This window comes from uncultured Nitrospira sp. (assembly GCA_902500695.1).
Lineage (GTDB): Bacteria > Nitrospirota > Nitrospiria > Nitrospirales > UBA8639 > Nitrospira_E.
The window spans coordinates 1-13,903 of record CABVRQ010000089.1 but is presented as its reverse complement, the minus strand read 5'-3'; the positions used below and the strand labels follow the sequence as shown (position 1 = coordinate 13,903).

The following is a 13,903-nucleotide window of genomic DNA, read 5'->3' as shown; positions in this document are numbered from 1 at the left end:
TATAGCAGGCCTGCCCAGTGGGACAGTCGCCATCGCTTTTACACACACATGAATCCTTTTCGCACTGACCGGACCTACATTCCTTGTCTTTAATGCACTTATCGCCGACCGCGACTGTTCCCAGGAAACCACATTTCCCAATGGGCTCGCCGTAACACGTGAGACCAGCACCACAGACGTCATTCCGGCTGCACGTTTCGTGACGTTTCTTGCCTGTTTTGCATTCATTGATCCCAATGGTTGCAACTGGGCCTTTGTCGCAGTATTTGCCCTCGGCACAATCGTCGTCTTCGCTACAGGTAGGAATAAGGGGTTTCCCGGATTCGTTGAGGACGCCAAAGGCAATTTTAAATGCTTTGACCACCGCACTATTGAGAGTGCCTGCCCCGTAGACTTCTTTATTCCTCGCCCAGGTGTACTTGCCATTCACGAGAACGACAATGCCCACTTGCTTATCCCGGTGCGCATAAAAGTTCGTCGCGAATCCTTGGTGCTTGCCTCCGTGAGAGAATTGAGACTCCGATATGTCGACTCCCAGTCCATACGCAGCAGGAGGCACCTTGGTCAGCACCTCATCAACATCGCTCTTTGGTATGATCTGCGTTCCAGCACTATTTTCAAGATACTCTGCTCCATCGTTCATCATCAGTGAGACCAGACGTGCGTAATCAACCGGATGGCATAGCAATCCACCTGCGGCTTTGAGCTTGGAGACATTGACATCATATAGGCATACGCCTCGGCTACACCCACGCGCCAGATGGACCATGTCGGAATGGCCGTCCTCATAGGTACTGTTTTTCATACCATAGGGTTCCAGAACATTCTGTTGAAGATAGTTCTCGAAATTTTTGTCGGTAGCGATCTCCAGCATAGCTTCTGCCACGGTATACCCACCTCCAGAGTAGTCATACTTAGTCCCTGGTTCGTGGATAGGTTTAACTGCGTCATGAGCGAGATTTCGGCCGAGAATGACACCTTTGAGAGGGTCGCTGGAGGGAAGCCAGGGCTTGTTCGCGATTCCGTGTGTGTCCAGGCCTGCCGTATGGCTCAGCAAGCGTCGGGGCGTAATATTATTGGGCCACGTCTTATGATCATCAAAAACCTTGTCGACCCACTTCGTCACAATCGTGTCAGGATGCTTCTTATTGAAATTCGTTACACTCTCGTCGAGGCTCAGTTGGCCTCGTCGCGAGGCCACCGCAAACCCCAGTGAGGACACCATCTTGCTCGTCGAGGCACATTGATAGATCGTATCTGCGGTGGTATTTTCCTTCTTTTTTTCATTGCGGTACCCATACCATTTATGGATGACTGGCTTACCATTATAGATAATGGCAATGGACATGCCCGCCACGTCATTTTTCTCCACAGCCTGACTAATAGTGAATGGATCCTTGTCGTATAAATAGATGGATTTTTCCATCAGACGGAAAAGGACGTCCGCCTTATCATTCGGAAGCACTTCGTAGGCGACCGCGTCGGCACTCATGATGAGGAGTAGACCAATAAGAGTCAGCAAGGTCTTCATGTAGCTCATGAATCTCCCATTTTTAGTCGGTCATTTCAGAGCCTCATGCAGTGGCTCGATACAGCTTTTTTCCTTACAGAGCTTAAGAGTCACGCAATCTTAAAACTGTGCAGCCCCATCACAATCCCGAAAATTTTACTTTTGCCCTTTAGAAACATTTTTCTATTCGCGTACATTCCCGTCACTTTCAAGTAGCGGCTGAATGATCCTTGAGAAGGCTGACAGAGGTTTAGTCCCACTCACTTCTTTGGCATCTGTGAGTTGCCCGTTTTCTACTCGTCCAATAAAAAATGTCGGGGTTCCGTTCACCCCAATCTCTTGCCCGTAAACCACGTCCGCATCAACTTTTTGTATTTGTTCAGGGCTGTTAACACATGATTCAAACTGATCCATGTTGAGTCCCAAAGACTGCGCCGATTTTTGATAAAAGCCATCCCCAAGCTCGGATTGATTGGAAAAAAGCTGATGGCTCATCGGCCAATACGCCTCCTGTTCACCGGCACAGTTGGCGGCAACAGCCGCCCCTTTTGCATGGGCATGAAAGTCCAACGGGAAATCTCTAAGGACATATTGGACTTTTCCTGTGTCGATATATTCTTTTTTCAGGTTTTCAAATGTTTCTGAATGATATTGAGCGCAATAGGGACATTGATAATCTGTAAACTCGACAATGGCAACTTTCGCTTGCTGACTACCAAGGGTAGGATCATCTTTCTTGAGTTCAACATTGCCAACAGCAGAAGGAAGGGGAGCCGTAGCACGTGGAGAATTGGAGTTTTCCTTTGATTCGCCCACCGCTTGACGTAATTCTGCAAGTTCTTTTCGAACACCCCTGAGTTCGTTTTGAATTTCGATGAGTTGCCGAAGAATAAAAACATCTGTTGTTTCAGAAGAGGAAGAACCCGGAGGTTCATGAGCAAAGAGCAGGAGGGGAAAGACCAGAATGGATCCTAATAGCCCTCCAACCATCCGCCAAATGAAATATGTCGTGGAATTATTGTGTTGTTTTGGCATAGTCCCTCACTTTCAATTGAGAAACCTTACTCCTCTTTTTAAATAAAATAAAGAATATGGCAAAAATAATGGAACTCTATTAGGTATTGAATAATCTGGGTACAGATACTGAGGATAATTGGCGCCCCACTACTCAATAGGTTCAGATTTTTCCCTGCCTTTTCATGGCTATCACCTAATTATTCCAGTGATGACCTAGTGAAGCAGGATGCAAATTTCTGGAGGAAGTAAGGGAAATGTTGGGCTTGAGGAATTTTGTGGAAGGAGTTGCCAAAATTCCTTCAACTCCATATCCTGATCAGGACGGACCTGTCCCGTCAGTTCATGGAAAGCGATTAAACTTAGTGAGGAAATGAGGCGTCGTTAAGGATGAAATGGCTAGGCCTGCAGAACGCTTTTAACGGCTTCACCTATTTCTGCTGGATTTTTGACGACAGTCACACCAGCAGTTTCTAATGCGGCCATTTTATCAGCCGCAGTGCCTTTTCCTCCGGTAATAATGGCACCGGCATGGCCCATCCGTCTTCCGGGAGGTGCCGTTATTCCGGCAATGAAACTCACGACCGGCTTGGTCATCTCTTTTTGAATATAGGCCGCAGCCCGTTCCTCAGCATCTCCACCAATTTCCCCGATCATCACCACCGCTTCGGTTTCGTCGTCCTCCTGGAACATGTGCAATAAATCGATATACCCGGTTCCAATGAGGGGATCGCCACCGATGCCCACGCAAGTCGTTTCGCCAAGACCTAAATTGGTGAGCTGATTGACGGCTTCGTAGGTTAAGGTGCCACTTCTTGAAATCACGCCGACCCGGCCTTTTTTATGAATGAATCCTGGCATGATCCCGATCTTGCACTCTTCCGCCGTTATAATTCCTGGACAATTGGGGCCAATCAGACGTGTGGTCTTCCCATAAAGCGCCCGCTGGACCCGAACCATATCATTGACGGGAATCCCCTCCGTAATGCAGATGATGAGCCATATGCCGGCATCGGCGGCCTCTAAAATCGCATCCGCGGCAAACGGGGGTGGGACAAAAATCAACGAGGTGGTGGCTTCAGTCTTCTTCACGGCTTCACGAACGGTATTAAACACCGGGATGCCTTCAACTTCCTGCCCGGCTTTGCCTGGCGTCACGCCGGCCACGACTTTCGTTCCGTACGCTTTGCATTGGGTCGCGTGAAAGGACCCTTCTTTGCCGGTGATCCCTTGAACAACAACCCGGGTATTTTTATTCACCAAAATACTCATGCCACGTCACCTTTCAACAATCAAGAAGAATGATTCCACCATCAGGTCGACTATTTCTTTTTACGGAGAGCGACAATGCGTTGGGCCGCTTCCCAGAGGTCAGCAACCCCTTCCACCTTCAAGCCTGATTCAGCCAGAAGTTTTCGGCCTTCTTCCGCATTGGTTCCTTGAAGTCGAACAACAACAGGTAGCTTGATGCCGACTTCTTTCGCCGCATCAATCACTCCATGGGCAATACGCTCGCAACGCACAATCCCGCCGAAAATATTAATGAAGATGCCCTTGACCTTTTTATCTTTCAACAGGATGCGAAACCCGGCCGCGACCGTCTCTTTTGTCGCCCCACCGCCCACATCCAAAAAGTTCGCCGGTTCTGATCCCGCCAACTTGATGACATCCATGGTCGCCATTGCCAAACCCGCCCCATTGACCATGCAGCCGATGTCTCCATCCAGTTTGACGTAATTCAAATTATTATTGCCGGCTTCGATCTCCAACGGTTCTTCTTCGTGTAAATCCCTGAATTTTTGGACATCGGGATGCTTAAACAACCCACTATCATCAAAGGAGACTTTTCCATCCAACGCGACCAGACGTTTATCCGTAGTAATCACGAGGGGATTAATTTCCACAAGCGACGCGTTTTTCTCCATGAACATGCGGTACAGGTTTTCCAACATTAGAAAAAACGGCTTCACCACCGCCGGTTCAAGCTCTGGTAGACCCAAGCCGAATGCCAGATTTCTTCCATTGTACCCTTGGAATCCCACCGCCGGATCAATAGACTCTTTCAGCAATTTGTCCGGTGTATGTTCGGCCACTTCCTCAATGTCCATGCCGCCTTCTGTACTGGCAATAAACGTCGGAAAGCCTGACTCACGATCAACCAGTAAACTCAGGTACAGTTCTTTGGCAATTCCGGCACCTTCTTCAATGAGGAGGCGCCGGACTTTTCGTCCCTTGGGACCTGTCTGGTGCGTCACCAGAGTTTTCCCGAGAATTTCTTTGACCAGTTCCGGCACTTCCGCTTTATTTTTGGTCAATTTGACTCCGCCGGCTTTCCCACGTCCACCGGCATGGATCTGAGCTTTCACCACAAACACCGGGGTATCAAGTACTGAGGCCCATTTCTCAGCCGCTTTGACGTTCTTGATTTCCTTGCCTTTGGGTACAGGAATCCCAAATTGCGCAAAAAGCTGTTTGGCTTGAAACTCGTGAATATTCATAAGTCCTCTTCGTAGGTTCTACAGCTCAGAATCGAAACATTCTGCGATGAGAATATCCCGGTTGGTGATCAATCGACTCGATGACTACTTATTGGTGTACGCCGGCAAGACCATCGGTGAGATGATCCCAGCTGACACATGATGCCGTTTGGCTTCCGCTCGAAACCGCTTCAAATGGTCTAATGTCAACGAGCTTTCCGGCAGAGACTTGGATCGCTCGGCTGCGAGAGTACCCGTCCGCTTGCCAAACACCATTAAGTCTAATAAAGAATTCCCCATGAGCCGGTTTCTCCCATGTAATCCGCCTGAAGCCTCTCCCGCCACAAATAAATTGGTCACAGGCGTTTCTCCATTCACATCAATCTTGACGCCTCCGTTTTGATAATGCAGCGTGGGATAGATCAACACGGGATCTTTCCGGATATCGACCTGGTAGCGCTCATATTGCCGTACCATCGCGGGAAAATGTTTATCCAATGTTCCCGGACCATGTTCCACATCTAACAAGGGTGTGTCGAGCCAGACGCCCACCCTTCCTGATGGTGTGCGGATGCCTCGGCCTTCTTCACATTCCCGAATGATCGACGAGGATACGACATCCCGGGTATCTAACTCATTCACAAAGCGCTCGCCCTTCCCATTCACCAAATGGCCGCCTTCAGATCGAATGCCTTCTGTGACCAACGCACCGACCAATTGTTCAGGATACACGCCACCTGAAGGATGATATTGAAAGGTATCGATTTGAACGAGAGGCACCCCGAGGCGATAGGCCAGGACCAGGGCATCCCCTGTCGCCCCGAAATGATTGCTGGTCGGAAATCCTTGAATGTGCAACCGGCCTATTCCGCCTGTTGCCAGGATCACCGTTTTCGCCGCAACGACGATGAACCGGTTGTTGTCTAAGTCCTTCAGCACCGCTCCGGTGCATGCGCCTTTGGCATCGCTTAACAATTCCACCGCCGCAACAAATTCCAATAGCGGAACCTTCTGGTTCAGCACTTCGTCTTTCAGCACCCGCATGATTTCCAAGCCGGTGTAATCGGAGCATGTCAAGAGCCTGGCCTTTGAGCTGCCTCCCCCCTTTTTCACATGCAGATTTCCATCCGCATCCCGATCAAATAGGACGCCCAATTCCAACAGCCATTTCGCAATTGACGGTCCCTCTTCCACCATGACCTTTAACAACTGATGGTCATTTTTCATGTGGCCACCCTTTAAGGTGTCCAAGAAATGTTGGATAGGCGAATCATCGGAGGCGACGGCAATTTGCATCCCGCCTTGGGCCATTACTGAGTTAGAATCCCCGAGACGCAACTTGGTGGCCAGTAATACCTTAGCCCCCTGGGCATGGGCATGAAGCGCCGATGCGCACCCCGCCCCTCCTCCACCAACGACCAGGACATCCACGGAGTAGGCTGGGGTAAGATCCAAATCAGCCGGAACCGGGCTCTCCCCCTCTAACAGTGTTGCCACTTCGGTCACGGTTGATTCACCCGCATTCGGGCCAAAAATAATCGGACGGTAGGCGTGAGCCCGATGATCGGGATGGTGTTTCTTAATGAGGCTATCCCGTTCGGCGGGAGAAAGCTTGGGAAAACTTTTAGACCGACGGGCGTCTCGGGTTTGATGAACTAAATTTCTCTGATCGGTAAGTTCCATGGGAAAAACGTGGAAAACGGTTTACGTTGTGGCGGCGGTGGTATTTTGTAATTCCTCATCAGACAACTTGAGGATGCGTTCCCATTCCTGCTGAAAACGCCCATCGGTAATCTCTTGAATACGTGTCGCCAAGCCTTCAGGTTTCTCGGTGAAATGCACGCCTTGAGCCCGACTGGCATAGAGCGCAACCAGATTGGGAGCTATATCAGCGATACAGACAGGCGCACACATTCCACACATCACACAATCCATGAACATTTCCGAGACCGCTTTAAAATCACCAAACACCGCTTTCCACACCCCTTCCCGCACATCGATATGTTGCGGGCAGGCTTCTGTGCAGGCATTACAATTCCTGCATAAGGGGGCTTCAGGATAGAGCGTAAACAAATCCTGTTTGGGATCTTTGAGCTCAAGAAGATTGTAGGTGGCTTTTCTCGCAGGAAAAGCCGGCATGAAAGAAAAGGACATCCCATCCTCGACTGCCATCGAGCAGGCCAAACAGGTTTTGACCTTGGGATCGTCTTTTGTACGGTAATAGGTTGCACAGGCTCCACAAAACCCGCCTAAGCATCCAACCCCACGAATCACATCCTGCCCGGCATACCACAAGGCCTTGATCAGGGTAATGCCAGCTGGGACCTGAAACGGTTTCCCTTCAATCTCCACCGTAACCATCCTGGGTTGGAGACTCTCTTCTTGATCCAGCGTATTCTTTTTGTCCAATGTATCAGGCATAGCTCAGAGATCGTACCTTAAACTATTAACAAATTTCTCGTGATGCGTTCTAACCACTGACCCACTAAATGGGTATTAATTTAACGCATTCAGGGCGGAACCGGCCTTAAACCACGGAAGCTGTTGTTCCGTCATACTATGATTGGCTTGAATGACCACTTCATTCCCATTCTTCTTATGAAGGACTACTTGAACCGGTTTGCCTGGTGCAAGTCCATTTAACCCTTTCACGCTGACCCGGTCTTCCTGTTCAATTTGGTCATAATCTTTAGGATCCGCAAATGTCAGTGCAAGGATGCCTTGCTTCTTGAGATTGGTCTCATGGATGCGAGCGAAACTTTTTGTCAGAACAGCTTGGACGCCCAAAAATCGTGGACACATCGCCGCATGCTCCCGGCTACTCCCTTCCCCATAGTTTTCATCCCCCACCACAAACGACCCAATCCCTTTTTCTTTATACCGTCTGGCGACTTGTGCAGGAGTCAAACCGGACTCTCCTGCTAAGACGTCATTGGCCTTACCCGCCTCGTCTGCAAAGGCATTGTTGGCTCCAAGAAACATATTGTCGCTGATCTTGTCCAAATGTCCACGGAATTTGAGCCACGGACCGGCAGGAGAGATATGATCGGTGGTCGTCTTCCCTTTGGTTTTAATCAATAACGGCAATTTTTCAAAATCTTTTCCATCCCATTTGGGAAAGGGTTGCAATAATTGCAACCGTTCGCTGGTGGGAGGAATGTCCACTTGAAGTTTGGAACCATCCTCCGCAGGCGGGATCAAGCCTTCTTCCCCTTTGGCAAAACCCTTAGCCGGCAACTCATCTCCCTGAGGCGCCTCAAACTTGAAGTCTTTCCCATCTGCGGTTTTCAATGTGCCCTTGATCGGATCAAAACCCAAATCCCCGGAAAATGCATAGGCCGTCACGACTTCAGGACTGGCTAGGAACGATAATGTCTCACTGACCCCATCATTCCGACCGGGAAAATTTCGATTAAACGTGCTGACTATAGAATCTGCTTTGCCTTTTACGGCATCCGAGCGTTTCCATTGTCCGATGCAGGGTCCACAGGCATTTGCCAGGACTGTTGCTCCCATATTTTCAAAGGTCTCTAAAAATCCTTCGCGCTTCATGGTGTGGTAAATTCGTTCCGATCCCGGACTGACCAGGAAAGCGGTTTTGGCTTTAAGTCCTGCTTGTAACCCTTGTTTGGCAATATGCGCCGCACGACCGATATCTTCATACGAAGAATTCGTACAGCTTCCGACTAATGTCGCTTTTAACTGAACGGGATAGCCCTTTTCTTTGGCTTCCGCTGCCATTTTGGAGATGGGTCGTGCCAAATCAGGGGTATGCGGTCCCACAACATGAGGCTCAAGAGTGGACAAATCGATTTCGACAATTTCATCAAAATATTTTTCCGGAGACTGATAGACTTCAGGATCGGCAACCAACATATTCCGATTCGCTTCGGCCAGTTTGGCAATGTCAGCACGCTCCGTGATATTTAAATACGCCACCATTTTTTGATCGAAGGGGAAAATAGAAGTCGTGGCGCCCAACTCAGCACCCATATTGGTTATCGTACCTTTTCCTGTCGCACTGATGGTTTCAGCGCCAGGGCCAAAATACTCGACGATCTTATTGGTGCCACCCTTTACGGTCAGGAGGCCACAAATATACAGAATGACATCTTTTGGCGAAGCCCAACCACTCAACTTTCCGGTTAACTTCACGCCAATAAGCTTAGGATGAAGAACCTCCCATGGGAGACCCGCCATCACTTCACCCGCATCGGCTCCACCGACACCGATCGCCAACATGCCCAACCCGCCACCGTTTGGCGTATGTGAATCGGTTCCAATAATCAATCCGCCCGGGAACGCGTAATTCTCCAACACCACCTGATGAATGATCCCGGCCCCCGGCTTCCAGAATCCGATCCCATATTTTTTCGCGGCTGACGCCAAAAAATTATAAACTTCTTTGTTTTCATCACACGCCCGCAGAAGATCCTTTTCCGATCCTACTTCAGCCCGGATCAAGTGATCGCAATGGATGGTACTCGGAACAGCGACTTTATCTTTACCCGCTTGCATAAATTGCAACATGGCCATTTGGGCTGTCGCATCCTGCATCGCGACTCTATCGGGACGAAGAGCCAACATGGCCTTTCCGCGTTCCCAGACCTGTGTATCGAAATTATCTGCATGGCTGACCAGGATCTTCTCTGTCAGCGTGAGAGGACGTCCAAACGCTTTGCGAGCTTTGTCCACAATTCCCGGCATTGAAGCATATAGTTTTTTGACCATTTCTAAGGACATAGCACCATCTCCTGGGTTTGGTTCAATATGGATAATGGATAAGTTTTAACCAAGACCGACCACTTTCACCAGCATTACTTTAACGGTGGCACCTCGCGACGCTTGGGAGAGGCATAATTTACGAGATAGTCAAATAATCGGATGAGCCGACTCCCTTGCTTCTTTTGATCCGTCCAATGTCCAATCATTCCGATTGTCCGCGACAAAATGAAAAACCCGTTGAGGCTATCCACCGGAAATCCGATATCGACTAACACCGCCGCCATGGTTCCATCGACGTTGAGAATGAGATTATCTTTTTTGACGGCAGTAATTTTTTCGACTTCCAACGCAAAATCCAAGTGGGGGGTAGCCATGTTCAAACTTTTCACGTACCCAACCAACTCTTTTACCCGCTTATCAGGGTTTTTCAAGCTTTTGACGCGATGACCGATTCCCGGAACCGGACCCACATTTTTCTTCATGTAGACGAGGAAATCATCGACCGAAAGTTTGTTATCGATCGCGTATTTGAACCATCGCCCCGCGTCCGTCACCGCACCACCAAAGCGTGGACCGATCATAATCATACCAGCCGCAACCGCTTGAGATAATCCGATTCCAGCACAAGCCGCAATAATCGTTGTCAGGGCTCCACTCACACAAGGACCATGATCCGCAGACAGCATGATAATTCGTTTAATGATTTCAGCTTCCTGTTTGGAGACAAGGCGATTGTCCCACAGTAAGCCGATAATATGAGGGATGTCATATCCGTTATTGATCAGTTCAGAAGCCGGATAGCCTTGATAGAGTGGTTCATCACCGCGATCGTCACTGATTGTCGACCGAATCAGGGGCGTCACCAGTACCTCGCCCTCTTTCATACTCTCTTGAACAGTTTTGGGGAGCTTCGGCATGTCCGCTGGAGCCAGATCCGGGATGGGCTTGACCTGTCCGCTTTTCAGTAACTCTTCGTGAGTGGCTTTGATGGCCGGTCCCAGAGCACCAAAGGTTTCAGGCACTATGGCCCCGGCTTTTTTCAGCGCTTCAGACTTTGCCCGAGCCGACCCTTCTCCCTTCAATCCTTCTTTCGCCCCGGCATGCCCGAACTTCATCCCCTTTGGAAGACTCTCCTGACAGAAGCCTGACACGACCGCAAGTAATTTAATCCGGCGTTTCTTCGCCCCGTACCATTCGGCGGCCCGTTCTTCCAAATCTCCGCCCATTTCTCCGACTATCACCACCGCCTTGGTTTGCGGATCGTTTTCAAACATTTCCAGATAACTCACATAGTCGGTTCCCGGATAGGCATCTCCGCCGATACCGATCGCGGTCGTGATGCCATCTGCGAATTGTGAACAAATCCAAATAATCTCGTTCGACAGTCCACCGGACTTGGTGACCACGCCGAAGGAACCAGGACGATACAGCTTGCACGCCACCAAATTGTCAAACGCGCCACCGATCACTCCCAGGCGACATTCCCCTGCTGAGACGACACCAATCGAGGAAGGCCCATTAAAGGTCTTCCCAAGCTTGCGGGCATGCTTACCCAGAAGTTTGGCATCTTTTTCCGGCACCCCTTCGGTAATCATGGAGACTGCTTTAATATGCGAGTCATTCAATGCTTCCATGGTGCCGGCATAGGCCCGATCAGCGCCGATATAGACCAGACTCGTGTTGATCTCCGGGTGGTTGGCGGTCGCTTCGGCGACGGTTTTGTAAATGGGGATCATTATTAACTCGGTTCCACAAATGATCTCGTTGGTCTTCCCCGCATCGGGGGGATATACGAACGCAGAGACATTTAATGGTTGCTTAATCATGTACCGGAACTCAGCCATACGACGAGCAGCATTTACCCCGGCCAATCCCCCCTGAATGACGACATGCGTGTCTTTCGTTGCAAGAATACTCATCGAAACGGTCTCCTACATCCTCAAGGTCCAATAGGTTATTTTGCGGCCATGGCCATATCGACAATGTCCGTTAATGGCGTTTTGCGGTCAAATACCTGAATATCAAAACCCTCGTCCTGAAGCGCGCGCATGGCCGCTAATCCTTGCAGTTCATTTGGCCCACCCCGGCGCACCCAAATCTTGACTCCCTGAAGCTTGCCTTCCGCTTTTGCTTTTCGAAACGCGTTGATAATTCCTCCAAAGGTCTTCTTGACATCGGTAAAATTCGCAATGGCTCCACCCACAATAATATGCTTGATGCCGGGCAAAGAGCAGACTTTTTCCGTCAGAACTTCCACTGCCCAGTCCGGTGGATCGCCGGAATATTCTGCATAATTCGCAAGTTTTCCACCACGGGCTACCACAGCATCTGAATAATAGACGCTGGCTCCCCCACCGGCTGGTAACATCGCAATATTGCCTCCGGGAATCTCAATGAGTTTGACGGAGCCCTTCACTTTGGCATCAACCGCCATGACTTCTTCTTCATTTTTGGTATAGGCGCGACCAAATTCGGCAGCAAATGGAAAGGTCCAATCTTTATGCCGGAATTTGGCATCACCGTCCAGGAGGGTCACCGCATCCAGAGCCACAAGTTCTCCCTGGCCGCTGAGCACCACCGGATTCACTTCCACGTATTGGGCATCTTCATTATCAAAGCAGGCATGTAATTTTTTCAGAAACTCAGCCATTTTGGCCGCCGTGTCGCCGGAAAACCCCGCATCTTTTACCAGGGAGGAAAGTGCCGAATCAGTGAGGGTTTCCCCCGTTTCGATGGAAACATGCTTGACCTTATCCCAATTGGATTCCACTTCGATGCCACCACAGGTAGCCACTAGGAGGTCCACCCCATCACGAGTCGATTTGGCTGCGGCATAATACTCTTCTTTATGATCAACCGCCTCGGAAACAATCACCTGCCTAATCGTCAGGGTTTCCAATTTTTTGCCAAGCATCTCCCGCACAGCCACTTTCGCCGCCGCTAAATCCAAGCCAACCTTCACTAACCCCAATTTAAAACGAGAGCCAAGCGCTTCATGCGCTTTGACCACCAGTTTACTTTTTTGGAGCCAATCATTGACCTGGGATAATTGGTCAAATTCATCACTTGAGGTCACGACAGCATAGTTGGGAGTTGAAATTCCCCATTTTCGCAGTAGACCCATTCCAGGGCCTTCAAGAACTTTTGCCATAATCCAACCCTTCCTTCAGGGACTCATCATGATGGTTAAGGACAAACGTAGCACAACCCGCCTGCCGCGCGGAACGGTGCATTGTACGAATGCCATCATCCCGCTGCAATCAATCAAAAGACCCATGGCACCCCTTTCAAAAGTCCCATGGTCACCATAACCGAGACCCATGGGAACACCACGACAACCAAATCTGGAAAACCTATTTAAAATTAGATAGTTGGGATAAGAATTATGCCATACCCTCCGTAAGCCACAAATCCCTTCAACTTTTGAATCTAAATATTTGGACTTCAGAGCAAATTACTGGTTGAGAGCCTGATTATCACACATCAGCCATTTCGGCACGTGGAAAATAATATTGTCAGGATGCCTGCTTACTTCTTCGAGTGAGTTGGTACAAAAACCCCATCTTTCCTACACCAGCACCTTTTCGCTGAGGCCAGTTGAGTGGAATTTCATCTATTGCCACGATAAACTTCTCTTTGAATCCACGTTCGATGGTATCCAGCCCCAGTCTATTTGGATCACAAAAAAGGCCTTTCCCCTCTGAAGCCAACACCTGTTCTAATACGTGTGAAATATTCGCTAAAATTTCTTCGTCATAAAAAACTTCACTGCCTAATACCAAATCATAACGTTCTTTTGGTTCAATCGTTTCCGACCAGTTCAACAGGCATGTGTCAAAATTGCTGATATGATTCCGACGGCAGGACTCCTTTACCGCTTCAAGAGTAATAGGCACCATATCTGAAAACATGGTGAATGCCCCGAGCTGAGCAGCCACGACTCCGGCCAACCCTGTCCCACAGCCAATTTCCAGAACCTTGGCACCTTGCAGGTTTGTTGGGAAAAACTGCTGAATGAGATATTCTGATAGGGCCACTTCAGAAGGCCAAATTCTATTCCAGTACCCCCAGCCAAGTGATTCGTCATCCCGCGCGTCTAAGGGGGTTTCAATAGAGATGTCTCGCTTGGTCTTACAGACAATGGGAACATCCCCGATTTTGGAAAGGGTCACAACTT

General features: G+C 49.4%; 10 protein-coding genes. All 10 read right to left on the bottom strand.

Features of this window, described 5'->3' with window-relative positions:
• A partial coding sequence (locus AAH187_RS16545; protein ID WP_342349583.1) for a serine hydrolase occupies nucleotides 1-1,540 on the bottom strand: 1,540 nt, incomplete at its 3' end.
• A gap of 153 nt (nucleotides 1,541-1,693) precedes the next feature.
• Complete coding sequence (locus AAH187_RS16540) at nucleotides 1,694-2,545, bottom strand: thioredoxin domain-containing protein (RefSeq protein ID WP_342349582.1); 852 nt, start codon at nucleotides 2,543-2,545, stop codon at nucleotides 1,694-1,696.
• A gap of 378 nt (nucleotides 2,546-2,923) precedes the next feature.
• The gene (gene sucD / locus AAH187_RS16535; protein WP_342349581.1) at nucleotides 2,924-3,796 is read right to left on the bottom strand and encodes a succinate--CoA ligase subunit alpha; all 873 of its coding nucleotides are present in this window, start codon (nucleotides 3,794-3,796) and stop codon (nucleotides 2,924-2,926) included.
• A 50-nt stretch (nucleotides 3,797-3,846) separates the two neighbouring features.
• Complete coding sequence (gene sucC, locus AAH187_RS16530; protein ID WP_342349580.1) at nucleotides 3,847-5,022, bottom strand: ADP-forming succinate--CoA ligase subunit beta; 1,176 nt, start codon at nucleotides 5,020-5,022, stop codon at nucleotides 3,847-3,849.
• Nucleotides 5,023-5,106: 84 nt separating this feature from the next.
• Nucleotides 5,107-6,684 carry an FAD-dependent oxidoreductase gene (locus tag AAH187_RS16525; RefSeq protein WP_342349579.1) on the bottom strand — a complete coding sequence of 526 codons (1,578 nt, stop codon included), beginning with the start codon at nucleotides 6,682-6,684 and terminating at the stop codon, nucleotides 5,107-5,109.
• Nucleotides 6,685-6,705: 21 nt separating this feature from the next.
• On the bottom strand, nucleotides 6,706-7,422 hold the full coding sequence (locus AAH187_RS16520) for a 2Fe-2S iron-sulfur cluster-binding protein (protein WP_342349578.1): 717 nt from the start codon (nucleotides 7,420-7,422) through the stop codon (nucleotides 6,706-6,708).
• A 75-nt stretch (nucleotides 7,423-7,497) separates the two neighbouring features.
• Nucleotides 7,498-9,744 carry an aconitate hydratase gene (locus AAH187_RS16515; RefSeq protein WP_342349577.1) on the bottom strand — a complete coding sequence of 749 codons (2,247 nt, stop codon included), beginning with the start codon at nucleotides 9,742-9,744 and terminating at the stop codon, nucleotides 7,498-7,500.
• Nucleotides 9,745-9,818: 74 nt separating this feature from the next.
• Nucleotides 9,819-11,645 (bottom strand): citrate/2-methylcitrate synthase, encoded by a 1,827-nt coding sequence (locus AAH187_RS16510; protein ID WP_342349576.1) that lies wholly within the window; start codon nucleotides 11,643-11,645, stop codon nucleotides 9,819-9,821.
• Between the two features lie 35 nt (nucleotides 11,646-11,680).
• Complete coding sequence (locus tag AAH187_RS16505; RefSeq protein WP_342349575.1) at nucleotides 11,681-12,877, bottom strand: ATP citrate lyase citrate-binding domain-containing protein; 1,197 nt, start codon at nucleotides 12,875-12,877, stop codon at nucleotides 11,681-11,683.
• Between the two features lie 364 nt (nucleotides 12,878-13,241).
• The coding region (locus AAH187_RS16500; protein WP_342349574.1) for a methyltransferase domain-containing protein at nucleotides 13,242-13,903 on the bottom strand (662 nt) is incomplete at its 5' end.